The organism is Paraglaciecola arctica BSs20135 (assembly GCF_000314995.1).
Lineage (GTDB): Bacteria > Pseudomonadota > Gammaproteobacteria > Enterobacterales > Alteromonadaceae > Paraglaciecola > Paraglaciecola arctica.
The window spans coordinates 44,923-62,734 of record NZ_BAEO01000007.1; the positions used below are offsets into that span (position 1 = coordinate 44,923).

The window sequence follows — 17,812 nt, forward strand, 5'->3', positions numbered from 1 at the left end:
TACAAATGACTCATACATCATATTATCAATATATAAATTAGAAGCTTTATTACTTAAAGCTGACCCTACTGGTTTACTTAATTTTGCGGTGCGACTATGGCGTAACCTTTAAGTCGCTCATAATAGCAATTAGCGGTCTCAAGTAATCCAAGCAGGTGCTGCGGTATTTCAACTGGTTTATTGTTTGGTGCTGCAAAATCAGTACTTTGCCAAACACTTTTATACCAGTGAGGCGCCCATACGCCATCATAAACTTTTGGACCCGCAGTCCATTTCAGCATACTCGGTTGGAATTCAATGTCTATAGCTTTACATAAAGCTGTCAACATCAATTCTGGATTTTCTAGAATATCAGCACTGTCAATTACTACAGGTGCCGAGCCGGTTTTCTGACTTATCATCTCAAATAGCTCTAACTGTTCTCTCACCCCAATATCTGCAAGTTGTGGGTCTTCTTGCTTGGCGTGATAACTTGCAATAACCCGTGCCGGATCACGAATTAGAAAAACGTTGCAAACCTGATAGATCCATTCACGGTTAAAACTCGGGAGCATGTGTTTGGTCATTTGCTTCTGATAAAACACCGGCTTTTGCTGTGGATTTGTATCAACGCAGTAGTTGGCAACTGTTGTTGGGTTGGTCTGCCCAGCGTCGATGATCTCTTGATACATAGCGTGCTGAATTCCGGTTGTCGCTAAATACGCAGCGTAAAATGGTTCATCCACTACGCTAGTGTCGCTGCGCTGCGCGAAACAATACATCATGGCCGTAGACAGGTTTCTTGGGCCCGACCACATGGCAATTTTCTTTTCTTTATTATGAGTCATGTTCATTTGCATAGCTCCTCTATCAGCGATTTATACAAAGTGCGAATTTGCTGGGTGATTGGGCCTATTTCACCGTTACCAATCTGTCTTCCGTCTATGGACAAAACTGGTGTTTGGGCGCCAAAAGTGCCGGTAAGAAAGGCTTCGTCGGCACCATAGGTTTCCACTAGTGAAAAATTTTTCTCAAACACTGGAATGTCATTTTGACGGCATAAATCGATAACCTTCTGACGTGTGATACCGTTCATACAGTAGTCACCAGTGGAAGTCCAAACAGCGCCTTTGCGCACGATAAAAAAATTGCAGGCGTTTGTTGTGTTCACAAAACCATGAACATCCAGCATTAACGCCTCATCGGCACCTGCTTTCTCGGCAGCGATACAGGCAAGAATACAATTAAGCTTTGAGTGCGAGTTTAATTTCGGATCCTGAGTCATAGGTAAGCCGCGCATATGTGGAACAGTCGCTAAACGGATACCTCGGTGCAAGCTTGGTATTGAATGCTCCATGATCATAACAATGGTGGGGCCAGTTTGAGAGAGGGATGGATGCTGGAAAGGTTTGCTTTTGACACCTCTAGTAACCATTAATCTTAAATGGACATCGTTGACCATATGATTGGCAACCCGTGTTTTTTCAATCTCTTTGATAAGTGCCTGTTTACTCATGCCGATATCTAGGTCCAATGCCAGCGCACCTTCAAACAGTCGGTCGATATGCTCGTCAATAAATGACCAATGGCCATTGTAGAGCCGCATGCCTTCCCAAATACCGTCGCCTAGCATAAAACCACTATCAAATACGGATACAACCGCTTGGCCTCGCGGGACCAAATCGCCATTAACGTAGATCAATACTGTGGTATTGCGTTCATCCAATTCAGCCTGATGGGTAGAAATTTCATCGGTCATGGCAGGGCCTTATTATAGTGTTAAGTTAATTTTGCTAAGCCTCTTATCGTAGGCCTTACTAGAGAGAATGCTTTACGCATGCTCTCATGTTTAATTTCAATAATAGTAAAACCTGCATTTTTTATATGCTGCTCAGTTTCTCTATTCAAATGGCAATTCCCAGCAAGTTTACGCCAAAAGAAATTTAAACGATCCTGCCACTTTCTTCTACTTGACCCATTTATAGCCGCAACGTGCTCCAAGAAAATAAAATGACCGTCACTTTTTAATACTCTCTTAATTTCATTTAAAGAGGCTTCAATATCATTAACTGAACAACATACTAAGGAGACAAAAACATAATCATAAAAATCATCTTCACTAGCTATTTTTTCCCCCGGACAAGATAGAACTGAAACATTAGTAAGGTTTTGATCCTCCACTTTTTCAATAAGTTGAGATCGCATATTCTGATCTGGTTCACAAAGAAATATCTCTAAGGACGAGTTCTTAGGATAAAGCTCTAAACTAGCACCTGTACCTGCACCTACTTCCAGTAACTTTCCATCAACATTTTTTAGCAGCTCTTTGCGCCAATCCATAAGGCATGCATCTTCTGTTGCTTTCATACACTTGTCATAGAATCGCGCGAATATAAATGACATAACTTGAACCCTTTTCACTACTTTATTGACGCATTAAGCGCCTGTTAATAGTTGATTAAAATATTGAGGTACAAACGCAGCCAACTTTGAATAGGTTGTTTGCACGCATGGTATAAGCCCATTATGGGCATGAACATAAAAGCGGAGGCCGCCATTTAAGTAACTTATTGTTATTAAACGTTAACTATTAGTGAATGGCAAGGCTTGGTCTAAAGGAAGCTGGATGTAAAACGGTGAGCTGAAAAACAACATCATATGAGCAACAATAAAATGTTACAGGGTTAGCCGTCGTAAGTTCACGGGATCTTGAATATATTGATTTATACTTTTTGGGCTGGCTTGTGAAGCGCAGCCAAGTTAATCAATTTAAATATATTAGTCGCTAAAGTCGAGGCTTTCGACTTACACTCGAACGATATTTTTTATGAAATATGTCCTGTATTTTACCTTTCAGGCCATCCATGGATGGCGGTATGTGTAGCATATGCTTTTGATGTTAATTCTTAATTTTCCGTAGCCAATAAAAAACCGGCTTTCGCCGGTTTTCAAATTTACACTCTTAAAAGCTCGAAAGCTTATCCTTTAGCAGGACGCCCAGCTTGTTTGCGCAAGTTTTCAGTCAATAACTTCTTACGAATACGTGTGCTGATAGGTGTTACTTCAACCAATTCATCGTTATCGATAAATTCAAGCGCTTGCTCTAACGTCATAACAATGGGTGGAACTAAGCTTTGTGCTTCGTCGGTACCAGATGAACGTACGTTAGTTAACTGCTTACCTTTAAGGGCGTTAACAGTTAAGTCATTTTCACGAGCGTGAATACCAATAACCATACCTTCGTATACTTCAAGACCGTGGCCGATAAATAAACGTCCGCGACTTTGTAAGTTAAACAATGCGTTAGTTAATGCTTTACCAGTTGCATTGGCAATCAATACACCGTTTTTACGCTGACCGATTACACCGCCTTTATGAGGGCCGTAATGATCAAATGTGTGGTACATCAAACCAGAACCAGAGGTCATAGTCATAAAGTCAGTTTGGAAACCAATCAAACCACGGCTAGGGATCATGAAGTCCATACGTATACGGCCTTTACCATCTGGTGCCATATTGGTTAATTCACCTTTACGTGTCCCAAGCTGTTCCATAACAGAACCTTGATGTTGTTCTTCAACATCTATGGTAACCGACTCATAAGGTTCGTGAGTTACACCATCTACTTGTTTTAGAATAACTTCTGGACGAGAAACGGCTAATTCGAAACCTTCACGACGCATATTTTCAATCAAGATACCCAAGTGAAGTTCACCACGACCTGATACACGGAATTTATCCGGATCAGTTGGTATTTCTTCAACTTTAAGTGCCACGTTGTGGATCAACTCGTGTTGCAAACGCTCAAGAATATTACGTGAAGTAACAAATTTACCTTCTTGGCCAGCAAAAGGAGAGTTATTAACTTGGAAAGTCATGGTTACTGTTGGTTCATCAACAGAAAGTGGTGGTAAAGCGACAACTGCACTTGGATCACAAACAGTATCGGAGATTTTAAGTTCGCCCACACCTGTTATAGCAATAATGTCACCCGCGTCAGCAGATTCCACTTCATGGCGATGAAGACCTAAGTAACCTTGTACTTGTCCGACTTTACCGTTACGCGTTTTACCATCAGCACCAATAATGGTGACTGCTTGGTTAGGCTTAACCGAACCACTAGTAATACGACCAATCCCAATTACACCTACATAAGAGTTGTAATCAAGTTGAGAAATTTGCATTTGTAATGGGCCGTTAATATCGGCAGCTGGTGGCTTAACGTGTTTGATAATAGTTTCAAACAAAGGCGTCATGCTATCGCTTTCTACATCTAGGTCGTTGGTAGCCCAACCATTTATAGCTGAAGCATAAACCACTTGAAAATCTAATTGATCGTCAGTTGCACCTAAGTTGTCGAACAAATCAAATACTTGATCCATAACCCAATCAGGACGAGCGCCAGGCTTATCGATTTTATTAATAACAACTATAGGTTTTAAACCTTGAGCGAAGGCTTTTTGTGTCACAAAACGAGTTTGCGGCATAGGGCCTTCTTGTGCATCAACCAATAACAATACTGAATCGGCCATAGACATAACACGCTCTACTTCGCCACCGAAATCGGCGTGACCAGGAGTGTCTACTATATTGATGCGGTAATCGTTCCATTTGATTGCAGTGTTTTTCGCAAGAATGGTAATACCACGTTCTTTTTCAATATCGTTTGAGTCCATCACACGTTCTTCGGCTTCGCCGCGACTTTCTTCTAATGTACCCGACTGTTGTAATAACTTATCAACTAGGGTGGTTTTGCCGTGGTCAACGTGGGCTATAATAGCTATATTCCTCAAATTTTCAATTGAGGTGGTAGATGAACTCATTGTCTTTTCTCTGTTTAGGGCCACATATTGTGTCGAATATGACTATTTACTTATTAAAGTAATACACGGCTAAATTTACTGAAATTTTATGGGCGCGGATTGTACAGTTTTATCGAGCATTTAGCGAACTTCAAATGCATATTGCTGTTAATAGGTAAAAGATCCTCAATTAAATAACCTTGTATTAACATTTCGACCATTTTATGAATTATTTAAGTGCACAAGTATCAAGATGGTGCGTTATTGCACTTGTATGGTGCATGGCATGCTATTTTTTTAGTTTACACTATGCTAAAAAAACCTAAACAAAAGGCATTCCAATCACTTAGCTATGTGGCATGATTATCGCTTTATGTCTGCAACGTTTTAGTTTCTAGCTTATTATTGCGGTTACTAACACATTTATACTTTTAATCTGGAGGACACCATGTCAGCACAAAAGGCCTTTGACCTTATTAAAGAAACTGAAGCTAAATTTGTTGATTTACGCTTTACCGATACTAAAGGTAAGGAACAACACGTTTCTATCCCTACTCATCAAGTGACTGAAGACTTCTTCGAAGATGGCAAAATGTTTGATGGTTCTTCTATCCTTGGTTGGAAGGGCATTAACGAATCAGATATGATTTTGATGCCTGATGGCGAAACAGCGGTACTTGACCCTTTTGCTGAAGAGACTCAAATTAATATCCGTTGCGATATTTTAGAGCCTATGACTATGCAAGGTTATGACCGAGATCCTCGTTCTATTGCACGTCGTGCAGAAGAATATTTGAAGTCAACTGGTATTGGCGACACTGTATTGGTTGGTCCTGAGCCAGAATTTTTCTTGTTTGACGATGTTCGTTTTCATACCGATATGGCCGGTTCTTTCTTCAAAATTGATTCTAGCGAAGCTAAATGGAATTCTGGTTCTGAGTTTGAAGAAGGCAATATGGCTCACCGTCCTGGCGTTAAAGGCGGTTATTTCCCAGTTCCTCCAGTCGATTCAGCTCATGATACTCGTGCTGCAATGTGTATGGTTATGGAAGAAATGGGCTTAACAGTTGAAGCACATCACCATGAAGTAGCGACTGCTGGTCAAAACGAAATTGCGTGCTTATTCAATACCTTAGTTAAGAAAGCTGATGAAGTGCAAATCTACAAGTATGTTGTACATAACGTAGCTCATGCTTACGGACAAACGGCTACCTTTATGCCTAAGCCTATTGTTGGCGATAATGGTTCAGGTATGCATGTTCACATATCTATTGCTAAAGACGGCAAAAATGTCTTTGCTGGTGATAAATACGCTGGTATGTCTGAAGAAGCCTTGTTCTACATTGGCGGTATCATTAAACATGCTCGTGCAATTAATGCTTTTACTAACGCTTCTACTAACTCCTACAAACGTTTAGTACCTGGTTTCGAAGCGCCTGTTATGTTGGCATATTCTGCACGTAACCGTTCTGCTTCTATCCGTATTCCTTTTGTGACTAGTGAGAGAGCTCGTCGTATTGAAGTACGTTTCCCTGACCCAACAGGTAACCCTTATCTAGCATTCACTGCCTTGTTAATGGCTGGTCTTGATGGGATCAAAAATAAGATCCACCCTGGTGATTCAATGGACAAAGACTTGTATGACTTGCCTCCTGAAGAAGCGGCGGCGATCCCACAAGTATGTACTTCACTAGAGCAAGCATTGGAAGCACTTAACAATGACCGTGAGTTCTTAACAGCAGGTGGCGTTATGACTGACGATTCGATTGATGCTTATATCGCACTTAAGAGCGAAGAAGTACAATTATTAAACATGTCAACTCACCCAGTTGAGTTTGATATGTATTACAGCGTTTAAGATTACTATTTTCGATAGTTATTAAAATAAATAACAAGCCCGCTTTTGCGGGCTTTTTTTTAGCTAAAATAACGCTACACTGAGCTACGAGCTAAAAGATTTTTTGAACCACAGAGGACACAGAGGACACAGAGATCACAGAGGAAAAGACAACTAGATTTTAATCATAACGATCTATACCTCTGTGTAGCGAAGCGCTCTGTGTTCTCTGTGGTTTATGGTTTTTTGAGTTACGAGCTATGTTTTGATAAAGGGGGCGTTATGAGCAAATCACAAGTATTTTATATTTTTTGTTTGGTTTTATTTTGTATTAGTGTGCCAGCTCAGGTGGTATATAAAACGGTGAAGGCTGACGGCAGTGTAGTTTACAGTGATGTTGTTAGCGATGGCGCTGTGCCTGTTAACTTATCTGCAATGAATACTGTTGTGATGCCAGCTCTAAATAGTGCTTCAAGCCAAACAACTAGTCGCAATAACCCTGTTCAAAAATCTAAACCACAGGTTGAATATGTGGTGTCCATTCGCTCACCTATGGCTGAACAAACATTGCGTGATAATTCTGGAGCGGTCACCATTAATGCTGAGGTTTTACCAAAAAAATCCGGTAAGTTTCAATTAGTCTTTGATAATCAAATAGTTAAGACTCAATCTAAGAGTCAGTTTCAACTAGAATCTGTCAATCGCGGCGCCCACATCATTCAAGTTAATTTTCTCGACAACTCAGGCAAGATCCTTGCATCATCAAAGCCGCAGACCTTTTATCTGCAAAAAGCTTCTGCTTTGATCCATGCTAACTAATGTAAAAAGCTTATTTTATAAAAACTAGTATCTATATCAAAGCAGCTAAATAATACTTTGCACTATATGTGTGCATGAAATGTTGAGTTTATGTCTGAATCTGTCATTACTGAAAATTTACTAGATAACCTTTCGACTGCTGTCATAGTGTTAGATGGTGAATTGATTGTCCAATATGCCAATCATGCAGCACAATCTGTATTTGAACGCAGTTTGAATTTATTAATTGGTTGTTCATTCAATCAGTTTATCGCCACTTCGAGCCTCGATTTTGAGCGCTTTCAGAACTCTATGGAATTTGGAGAAGTCTATTCTGACAGTGAAGTCACCTTTAAATTTATTGATGGTCGCCATACCCAAGCTGATGTCTCTGTTACCAGCATATTGGAAAACCAAGATAAACGGCTATTAGTCGAAATTAGATTAGTAGAACAACAAAAAAAAATCAGCCAAGAAAATCACCAATGGGCACAACAGCGGGCAGCTCGAGAGTTGGTGCGTGGCTTAGCCCACGAGATTAAAAATCCATTGGGTGGCATAAGAGGGGCAGCGCAACTGTTAGCTAAACAGCTACCAAGTGAAGAGTTACAAGAATTTACCCAAGTCATTATCGAACAATCTGATAGGCTCACTAATTTAGTTGACCGTTTATTAGGCCCAAACTTGCGGCCAAGTTTTGATTGGCACAATGTGCACAAAGTGCTCGACAAAGTCTATAATTTGGTGCGACTTGACCCCAGTCATAATATTGCTATAACGAGGGATTACGACCCGAGTATTCCAGACATCTATCTGGATCAAGATATGATGCAACAAGCCACTTTGAATATTGTGCGTAATAGTGTGCAAGTATTATCAGAAAACCCAGAAACAGTTGGCGAAATACATGTGGTCACCCGAATCGAACGCCAAGTCATTATTCATGGTGCGTGTTTCCCACTATGCGTGAAAATCCAAATTATCGACAACGGTCCGGGCATACCTACCGAACTTAAAAATACCCTTTTTTACCCCATGGTTACCAGCAAAAAAGAGGGCAGCGGTTTAGGCTTATCTATTTCTCAAACTTTGATCGGTCATCACCGTGGAAAAATTGAAGTGGATAGTTGGCCGGGCAGAACAGAATTTACTTTATATTTACCCATTGAGAAAAAGGATCCCCAGACATGAGTGCAGAACCCGTATGGATAGTCGATGACGATAGTTCGATTCGCTGGGTATTACAAAAAGCGTTACAAGCGGCGAATATCCCCTGTTTCAGCTTTGAAAACCCTGAAGATTTATTATTGCAGTTAGAAACTGGACAACCGCCTGAAGTGATAGTGTCGGATATTCGTATGCCGCAAATGGATGGCATGGTTTTATTAGGCGAAGTGCATAAACGTTTTGCAAATATCCCTGTGATCATCATGACCGCCCATTCTGATTTAGACAGTGCGGTGAATGCTTATCAAAGTGGTGCATTTGAATACCTTCCCAAACCTTTTGACATAGATGAAGCGGTTAATTTAGTACAACGAGCATTAACCCATGCCCGCGAACAGTCTAGTAAAAACCAAGCACCTGAACTAATAAAAGCCACCGAAATTATTGGTGAAGCGCCAGCTATGCAAGAGGTGTTTAGAGCGGTAGGGCGTTTGTCTCGTTCGAGTATCAGTGTGTTGATTAATGGTCAATCAGGCACAGGTAAAGAGTTAGTGGCCCATGCATTACATCGTCATAGCCCCCGCTCAAAGAATACTTTTATTGCACTAAACATGGCAGCAATACCTAAAGACTTGATCGAATCAGAGTTGTTTGGCCATGAAAAAGGCGCATTCACTGGTGCCCAAGCAGCAAGGCAGGGGCGCTTCGAACAAGCCAATGGTGGCACCTTATTTTTGGATGAAATAGGCGATATGCCCCTAGACGTTCAAACCAGATTATTGCGAGTGTTAGCAGATGGGCAATTTTACCGTGTCGGCGGCCATAACCCCGTGACAGTCGATGTGCGTATTATTGCTGCTACCCACCAAAATTTAGAACAACGTGTAGCCGAAGGTAAATTTAGGGAGGATTTGTATCACAGATTAAATGTGATACGTATTCATATTCCAACGCTCAGTGAGAGACGTGAAGATATCCCGATTTTGGCCGCCCACTTTTTGCAAAAAGCCGCATTAGAACTCGCTGTTGAGGTTAAATCTCTTAGTAAAGAGACTAAAAAAATTCTCGCCAATTTACCTTGGCCAGGTAATGTTCGCCAGCTTGAAAATATGTGCCGTTGGTTAACAGTTATGGCTAGTGGTCAAGAAGTGCTGCCTCATGATCTACCGCCAGAAATCACCCAACAACCGGTATCAACGGAAAAGACTGTACAGGCGGGAGATTGGCAAACTCTACTGGCTAGTTGGGCTGATACGCAGTTGCAATCGGGCCATAACAATATACTCGATGATGCCATTATGAGCTTTGAGCGTATTTTGTTAGAACGAGCATTACACTACACTCACGGTCATAAACAAGATGCCGCTAAGCGTCTAGGTTGGGGGAGAAACACACTGACGCGTAAACTAAAAGAGTTAGATATGTAGGGTGAGGTTTCTAAAGTATAACAAGCCAGATGTTTTGCAATTGGCTTGTTATACTGATTGGTATTATCTGCAACTGTATTTGTTCGCGTTTGATTAGCACAGCGTATTTAATAGTTTTTAAAAGCTGATTATTTGACACGTTCGTTGGTCAATAATGCAGCCATGCCTGTGTTGAAAGCTTGCATCCATCTAGTTGAAAACTGCCCTTTAGAAATATGGTTGATTTCGATGACTGCTTTTTTCTTAGGTCGTTTCAGGTGTGTGTTATATGCCCGTGCGTGGGTGATAGCGTCAAACGTGTCAAGTATGGCCAACAATTTTGCTCCTTCACAAATATCGTTTTCCTTGATCCCTAGCGGGTAGCCGCTGCCATCAATGCGTTCATGATGTTGCATAACAATTTTACGGGCTTCGTCCCATTGACTAAGGTGCTCTAACAAACGCGCACTTTTATATACATGGGAACGTAGTAAGTTAAATTCGACCTCTTCGAGTTTTTCCTTCTTGTGTAACACTGCAATTGGCATAAATGCCATGCCAAAATCATGCATATAGCAGGCTACGGAAAGCTGCACTTCATTGATTGGCGAACCGGCAATTTTATTGATATAACCGGCTAGTTTTGCGATTCTGTCGCCTCTTCCATCCCAATACATAGAGCGTTTTTCTATGGGTTTCATCAATTCTCTGAAAAATACTAGGTCTTCACGTTCTATGTTACTAATTGACTTAGGTATACCTGTTGTCGCCATACTAATGGGGGCTTCAGATGGAGAATTTTCAATTTCTTGTTGGAACTCTTGGCTTAATTCAATACTGGGATCAAGTAACAATATTGCTTTGGCTAACAACTGTTCATGATGCACGCCGTTTTCTGGTGTTATACGAACAATGGCCGCAACAAGCTGTTTAAACAGTTCATCATCGTATTCGGCTTGCCCAGTTTGAATGCAGTTTTGCACGAATACTTTAATTTTATCCATGATCAGCAGCACTAAGTCACTCATATTAGAGGTGTACTTAATTTGCCCTTTGCGTAAGTAATCAAGCAAGTCTTCACTATGCTGCAAAAGAGGGATAAGAGGCGAAAAGTTAACTAGGCCTAAGTCGCCTTTGATGGTGTGGATTGAGCGAAATAATGAACGTTGTAATTCGTTATCTTCAGGTTTTAACTCCAATTCAATTAAGGTTTGTTCACTGGCTTCATAAAGTTCGTTAATTTCTTCCAGTAAGTCGATGAGAATATCTTCATCGAGTTCTTCATGTTTAAACATTTGCATAGAATGAATATCCTTAATCATTGAAATTTTTATTACTTTATTAAGTATCGGCTAATTAAGAATTTTATTCATTTATTTGTACGATATTAAAAAATCAATTAAATTTTTCGACTTTTAAATCAAATAGCATATACCCATACCACCTTATAATCCGACATTTTGAGTTGGCATGGGTATAAGTGTTTTAGCTAACTGCTAAAATGAGTATACTCAGCGCCCATTTCTTTGATGAGGGTATGCCTTGTTAGCGCTTTTTCGCATAGTAACGATATTCTTTTATTTTTTGCTGATAAACATAGTGTTGATCTTGATTTGTTTGCTGCGCCCTTTTCATCGGGATAATGTGCATGCTGCGGGTATCTTGTATAGTTCAATTTCGGTTTTGTTAGGGCTTAAACTTGAAGTCCGTGTACCTGATAGTGTCAAACAAGGCGGTCCTTACGTATTTATTGCAAATCATCAGAATAGTTATGACTTACTGACTATATGTGCTGCTGCGTTAAAGGGTACGGTAACTGTTGGTAAAAAAAGTCTTATATGGCTCCCTGTGGTTGGACAAGTTTATTGGTTAACAGGTAACATTATGATTGACCGTAAAAATTCAGGTCGCGCTCTTGATACTTTACAAGATACAGTGCAAAAAATTCAAAAGAAGCGACTCTCTGTATGGTTTTTCCCAGAAGGGACTCGTAGCAATGGCCGCGGATTGTTACCTTTTAAAACAGGCGCATTTCGAATTGCCAAAGCAACCAACGAACCTATAGTGATGGTGACTGCCAGCAGATTACACCAAAAAATCAAACTAAACAGATGGGATAACGGCACTTTATTGATTGCACTGTCGGAGGCTGAGTTTATGGATGAAAACAAATCTATTAAACAAAACGCAGCATATTTTCATCAAAAAATGCAACTACAAATAAAAGACTTAGACGCAGAATTAGACAACAAAGTCGGTTAACTCCATTAAGCCAAAGGAACATTTTATGAATTCACAAAACACATCTGAACTAGCCGAATGGTATGAGTTTAATCAAGAAACAATCGAAGCATTGATCGAAGATGGCAGCGATGCCAGTAAAGCACATACCATTGAATATCACTTTGCTAGTGCTGACTTTGACATATTAGAAAAAGCCGCTGTTGATGCCTTTAAAGCAGGTTTCGAAGTCGGTGATGCCGAAGAATTAGAGTTGGAAGATGGCGAAGAAGTGTTTTGTTTTGATGCCGTGGTTGAGCGTATGTTGGATACCAGTTTGATCAATCAAGATACTGATAAACTTTTTGCGATTGCCACTAAACATAAGGTGGACTTTGATGGCTGGGGCACTTTTTTTATAGAAAAATAATCATAACTTATCCGCTTTAAAAATAAACCTATGACACAAAACTGTCATAGGTTTGCCAAAAAAATGCAGTAAAAGCATCATCTAAGCGTCAAAAAAAGTACATCTCACATTCACATTGCTCATGCACATTGTCGTTCACAATAAAAATCTATTGAGACGACATAAAAATGAGTGGCAGCACATTATCAAAATTGGCCTTATCCATATCTTTTGCACTAAGTGCATACGCTGTTATGACTCCTGCCTTTGGAGCAGAAGAGCCTGACGAAAATATGGAGTCAATCACGGTAGTTGGTAAAAGTGTATCTTACGCTAATAACCAAACGACTGACGAAATGGCAAAACAGCAGAGTAATTTAACCAGTGTTTTGGCAATTATAGATAACCTACCTGGTGTTTTAATTAATGAAGGGGATACTTTCGGTTCTGATGATTGGTCGACAACTGTGTCTATTCGTGGTTTCCAGTTAAGCCTAGATGAACAACAAATTGGTATCACAATTGATGGTATTGCTAATGGTAACTCTAACTATGGTGGTGGTGCTAAAGCTAACCGTTATATCGATACTGAAAACCTAGCAGCCGTTGAAGTATCACAAGGTACCGGCGACATTGCGTCTCGTTCAAATGAAGCCTTAGGTGGCACCCTTAATTTCACCACTATTGCACCTAATGATACTGCACAAACCACTTTAAGTTGGTCTCAAGGTAACTTCGACGCACAAAAATTCTTTGTTCGTTACGATACTGGCGAAATCGCTAAAGATACCTTTGCCTGGCTTAGTGTTTCTAATAGTCGTAATAGTGATTGGATCACAGGTACAGCCGAAAATGCCCGTGACCATATAGCAGCTAAAGTGGTGAGCTTATTAGGAGAGGTTGAAGTAACTGCTTATGCATCTTGGGATGATACTCATGAAGATAATTATCAACGGGTAAGTTTAGCTGGTTTTAATCAAAATCCCGAATCAGATGGCCTAATAGCTGAGTGGACTGGTATTCCTTATGTTGATCAAGTTTATCGTCAAGCTTGGTCTACTTTACGTGAAAACTTATTTGGTTATGTGTCGGCTGAATACAAAGGCGACAACATTGAATTAAATGCCAATGTCTATTACCACCAAAATGAAGGTCGTGGTGATTGGGTGCCGCAATACATAGTGGACGTCAAAGCTGATGGCGATAATGCACCTCATTCTGAATTGATTTCTGGGCAAACCGTAAATGGTGGTTCTGCCTTAGGTCAACTTTTCTTTGTAGATAAAGCGGGAAATGCCCTTAGTCCGGATGCTAATTGTGAAAGTTCAATCACTTTCCCTTATGGTGGTGCAGGTGCCGTATATGATCCTGCATGTTATACTGCTGGTGCAGTGCCAGTAGGTTCATATCGTCATACTCATTACAAAAAAGAGCGTCTTGGCTTTAATGCTGACTTTACTTGGTTTAGTAAAATTGGCGATATGGATAACAGCTTACGAGGAGGCATTTGGTACGAAGATTATAGTCGTGATGAGTCTCGTGATTGGCATAAAATCATTGACTCACGTACTAGTGCAGAATTCGATCATACTCCATATTGGTTAGAGTACGAGCGCACATTCCCTGTAGAAACCACAATGTTTTACCTAGAAAATGAACTTGATATGGACTTTGCTACTGTTCGTCTAGGTGTCAAAAAGTTCTTAGTGGATTTAGAGCGCGTAGATAATTTTGACGCAACTAATGGCGCAGCTATTTCATCTGACTCTGATGTATTAATCAGTGCCGGTGTTGTAGTGCCAATGCCTATTGACGGCTTAGAGTTATTTGCGGGTTATGCAGAAAACTTTGCAGCCATTAAAGATACTGTGCTTGAGCGTGACGCATCTACATTAGATTTAGTCACACCAGAATCGGCAGAAAATCTAGACTTAGGTTTGCGTTATGTATCCCAAGATATTAATGCAAGTTTGACCTATTACAGTATTAAGTTTGATGATCGTTTAACTTTTATCGCGCCAGATTCGCCAGATGGAATTGATTACTTAATTGGTACTAACGGCAGCTACGTAAATGTGGGTGGTGTCGAATCAAGTGGTATCGAGGCGTCTGTATCTGTGAATCTGACAGATACAATTTCTATTTATGGTGCTTATACTAATAACAATTCTGAATATACAGAAGGTTCTATAGGTTACCCCGCCGGTAACACTGTATTCGGTTCAGTTGAAAACATGTTCGTTGTATCTCTCGATTGGGAAAAAGATAACCGTTTTGCGGGTTTATCTAGTAAATGGGTAGATGACCGTTTTATCGATGCTGCCAACACAGCTGTCGCTGACGCTTACTTAGTAACAGATTTGTATGCTGGTGTAACCATTCCATCTTTAGCTAACGGCCTAGGCGATCTAGAACTTCGTTTTACGGTAAACAACTTGTTTGACGAAAGTTATTTAGGCGGTATTGCCGGACAATCAGCTTGGATTGGGGCACCTCGCACTGCAGCATTTAACGCTACATTGAAATTTTAATGCGCGCTAGACACTAGTTTTCCCTGTGTGTCACTTTTGGGACGGACTTTATGTTCGTCCCTTTTTTTTATTTAATCAGGATGCGTAAAGATGAAACAGTTCTATTTTTGTTTTTTGTTATGTTTGGGATGTTTTAGCGGGCATTTAAAAGCGGCAGATAATTTATTGTTGGTCAGTATTGATGGGCTGCGTTGGCAAGAGGTATTTCGAGGTTATCAGGACGACGTTCTTAATTTGGATAACTTTAAAACGCAGAAGGTCGCCTTGGAGAAACAATTTTCTGGAAAAAACATCCAAGAAAAACGTCAGAAACTCATGCCTTTTTTATGGCAAGTAGTCTCTAAACAGGGCCTCTTAATTGGCAATAGAGATAAAAGTTCCTTGATGCATCTCGCTAATGATCTGTGGTTTTCGTACCCCGGTTATAACGAATTATTAAGCGGCAAGGCTGATCCAAGTATTGATTCTAACCATGCGAACGATAATCCAAACATAACCTTTTTGGAGTGGTTAAACTCTCAACAACGTTATCAGCATCAGGTCGCAGCGTTTGCAAGTTGGGATGTTTTCCCCGCGATTATCAACCGCGCTCGCAGCCAAGTGATTATTAATGCTGGGTTTGAATCTGCCGATTGGTCCGACTTATCAGATAAAGCTAAGTGGTTAAATGAATTGCAAAAAAAAATCCCTAGCCCTTGGCATAATGTGCGTTTTGACGCTATTACTTCGGGATTCGCCGAAGAATACATTTTGGCGAATCAACCTAAAGTGATATATCTGGCGCTAGGTGAAACTGATGACTTTGCCCATCAAGGTAATTATCCCGAGTATTTACGAGGTGCCAATCGAGCTGACCAATTTATTGCTCAGTTATGGACGTTATTACAATCAATAAAGCAATACCAAGGTAATACTAATCTGATTATTACGGTTGATCACGGTCGTGGAAATTCAGCACAGTCATGGCAACACCATGCCAGTCCTAAGGCTGTTAAAGGCTATTTAAATGGATTAAATGAATATAAGGACGGCATACCAGGCGCCGACCAGGTTTGGTTAGCAGCCATGGGGCCAAATGTTATAAGTTTAGGAGAAATGCAAAACACAGCGGATTTTTCCTTGGATCAAGTCGCTGCTACAGCTATAGATTTGCTTGATCTTGAATATAAAGATTTTGCTACTGATATTGGGTTGCCTTTGCCTATTGTAATAAAAGCTAAATAATCATGAAATACCAATCTCTTTGTTGTTGTTTTGCGTTTTGATCTTTAGGAACAGCGGCTTTCGCAGAGTCTGTGGGATATTCACTGCTGAGAGTTTCCCGTTTAACCCGAAAATGGCTCAAGCGTTATATGAAATGAGAGTGTTATGAAGTCGACAAGACCGCTATTAACCGTGAGTATTAAATATATGTCTGGTACTACAGTTATGTAGCAAATAATTGAGTGGTAAGATCTAACTGACAAACCCTAGTCAGCAAAGGTAGACTTCAAAGTCACTATCGTTGTTTGGAATCGCCCATGAGGATTTTTTTGTTTGGTTTTGTTTTTTTGTTATTGAATACGTTCACCGCTCAAGCTAATAACAATTTTGCAGAAATGACTATTGCTGGTTCACAGATACGGCTTTTGCAATCTGAAATCGTTAATCAAGAATACCAATTATTAATTAAGTTGCCTGATGGTTATGGGCAGTCAGATAAAACTTACCCTGTTATTTATTTTCTCGATGCCCAGTGGGATTTTCCTTTGATGATCTCAACTTACGGACAATCTTATTATGATGGTTTTATTCCAGAAGCTATTTTAGTGGGTATCCAATGGGGTGGTGAAAACCCTGACCCTAATGTATTGCGAGAACGTGACTTCACCCCAAGCCCAATGGTTGAAGTCAGTAATTCTGGTGGCGCGGCTAATTTTTTGCAATTCATCAAACAAGAGCTGCTCCCCTTTGTAGGCCGTGAATACCGCACCAATAACAATAGAGTTTTAATGGGCAGCTCATATGGTGGCTTATTTACCTTATATGCACTATTTAATGAACCTAATTTATTTAATGGTTACATTCCCACATCTTCAGCATCTGCTTGGGACAACAAGCTGCTTTTTACTTACGCTAAGGCTTTTACCGAAAAGAAACTGACTCGACCCATCAGACTTTATTCAGCCATAGGCGAGTTTGATGGTTTAATGCCAGCCTTTGATGACTTATCTGAATTTTTTGAAAAGCATAATTTCAAAGACCTGTCTTTTAAGTTCGAACGGCTACCAGGTTTAGGTCACGCCAGTCTTAAAAGCGCTGGCAATACTTGGGGATTACATTATGTGTTTGCTAAACCCAAGTTGAATTTGAGCGAGCAACACCTGATGAAGTTTGTTGGGCAGTACCGAAGCAATACATCTAACTCCCTAGTCAATGTGTCGCTTGAACATGGGCAACTAAACCTTCAAATTGCCACTAAAAAGCATCCACTTTTGGCTAGTGCAGAGCACAGCTTTTATCAACAAGGTGAATTGTTGGAGGCTACTTTTGACTCGGCTGTTAGGCCAAAAACATTGACAGTTAATCGTTTTATGAGTGTTGAGAATTTTTCGCGAATAGGGAAATAGCCGGCAGAGCTTAGGTTAGTACATGGTTGCTATAACTATTGCACAAATCGTTGA

14 protein-coding genes are annotated in these 17,812 nt (G+C 40.3%); 9 read left to right on the forward strand and 5 right to left on the reverse strand.

What is annotated here, in order from left to right:
- Window positions 1–77 precede the first annotated feature (77 nt).
- The 4 genes from GARC_RS02200 to typA form a co-directional block, all read right to left on the reverse strand.
- On the reverse strand, window positions 78–833 hold the full coding sequence (locus GARC_RS02200; protein ID WP_007616228.1) for a sulfotransferase-like domain-containing protein: 756 nt from the start codon (window positions 831–833) through the stop codon (window positions 78–80).
- On the reverse strand, window positions 830–1,738 hold the full coding sequence (locus tag GARC_RS02205; protein WP_007616229.1) for a D-amino acid aminotransferase: 909 nt from the start codon (window positions 1,736–1,738) through the stop codon (window positions 830–832). Before GARC_RS02205 ends, GARC_RS02200 begins: the two co-directional genes overlap by 4 nt.
- Window positions 1,739–1,758: 20 nt before the next feature.
- Window positions 1,759–2,346: a class I SAM-dependent methyltransferase gene (locus tag GARC_RS02210; protein ID WP_226989047.1), complete on the reverse strand. Its 588-nt coding sequence runs from the start codon at window positions 2,344–2,346 to the stop codon at window positions 1,759–1,761.
- A gap of 611 nt (window positions 2,347–2,957) precedes the next feature.
- Window positions 2,958–4,802: a translational GTPase TypA gene (gene typA, locus GARC_RS02215; protein ID WP_007616233.1), complete on the reverse strand. Its 1,845-nt coding sequence runs from the start codon at window positions 4,800–4,802 to the stop codon at window positions 2,958–2,960.
- A gap of 427 nt (window positions 4,803–5,229) precedes the next feature.
- Here typA and glnA point away from each other — a divergent pair, with 427 nt between their 5' ends.
- The 4 genes from glnA (at window position 5,230) to glnG (ending at window position 10,010) form a co-directional block, all read left to right on the forward strand.
- A complete protein-coding gene (gene glnA, locus GARC_RS02220) occupies window positions 5,230–6,639 on the forward strand; it encodes a glutamate--ammonia ligase (protein WP_007616236.1) in 1,410 nt (469 codons plus the stop codon).
- Window positions 6,640–6,900: 261 nt separating this feature from the next.
- Window positions 6,901–7,437, forward strand: coding sequence for a DUF4124 domain-containing protein (locus GARC_RS02225; protein ID WP_039988447.1), 537 nt, complete (start codon window positions 6,901–6,903; stop codon window positions 7,435–7,437).
- Between the two features lie 90 nt (window positions 7,438–7,527).
- A complete protein-coding gene (gene glnL / locus GARC_RS02230; RefSeq protein ID WP_007616244.1) occupies window positions 7,528–8,607 on the forward strand; it encodes a nitrogen regulation protein NR(II) in 1,080 nt (359 codons plus the stop codon).
- Complete coding sequence (glnG, locus tag GARC_RS02235) at window positions 8,604–10,010, forward strand: nitrogen regulation protein NR(I) (RefSeq protein ID WP_007616251.1); 1,407 nt, start codon at window positions 8,604–8,606, stop codon at window positions 10,008–10,010. The genes glnL and glnG overlap by 4 nt, the downstream gene beginning before the upstream one ends.
- A 128-nt stretch (window positions 10,011–10,138) precedes the next feature.
- Here the strand turns inward: glnG and GARC_RS02240 are convergent, their stop codons facing one another.
- On the reverse strand, window positions 10,139–11,290 hold the full coding sequence (locus GARC_RS02240; protein WP_007616253.1) for an HD domain-containing phosphohydrolase: 1,152 nt from the start codon (window positions 11,288–11,290) through the stop codon (window positions 10,139–10,141).
- Between the two features lie 241 nt (window positions 11,291–11,531).
- On the opposite strand from GARC_RS02240, the gene GARC_RS02245 reads away from it, so the two are divergent.
- From GARC_RS02245 to GARC_RS02265, 5 genes are all read left to right on the forward strand, one after another.
- Window positions 11,532–12,251 carry a 1-acylglycerol-3-phosphate O-acyltransferase gene (locus GARC_RS02245; protein WP_007616264.1) on the forward strand — a complete coding sequence of 240 codons (720 nt, stop codon included), beginning with the start codon at window positions 11,532–11,534 and terminating at the stop codon, window positions 12,249–12,251.
- A gap of 25 nt (window positions 12,252–12,276) precedes the next feature.
- Window positions 12,277–12,639, forward strand: coding sequence for a ribonuclease E inhibitor RraB (gene rraB / locus GARC_RS02250; RefSeq protein WP_007616267.1), 363 nt, complete (start codon window positions 12,277–12,279; stop codon window positions 12,637–12,639).
- Window positions 12,640–12,806: 167 nt separating this feature from the next.
- The gene (locus GARC_RS02255) at window positions 12,807–15,149 is read left to right on the forward strand and encodes a TonB-dependent receptor domain-containing protein (protein ID WP_007616270.1); all 2,343 of its coding nucleotides are present in this window, start codon (window positions 12,807–12,809) and stop codon (window positions 15,147–15,149) included.
- A 90-nt stretch (window positions 15,150–15,239) separates the two neighbouring features.
- On the forward strand, window positions 15,240–16,373 hold the full coding sequence (locus tag GARC_RS02260; RefSeq protein ID WP_007616272.1) for an alkaline phosphatase family protein: 1,134 nt from the start codon (window positions 15,240–15,242) through the stop codon (window positions 16,371–16,373).
- Between the two features lie 296 nt (window positions 16,374–16,669).
- Window positions 16,670–17,758 carry an alpha/beta hydrolase gene (locus tag GARC_RS02265; protein WP_007616275.1) on the forward strand — a complete coding sequence of 363 codons (1,089 nt, stop codon included), beginning with the start codon at window positions 16,670–16,672 and terminating at the stop codon, window positions 17,756–17,758.
- The last annotated feature ends 54 nt before the right edge of the window (window positions 17,759–17,812 follow it).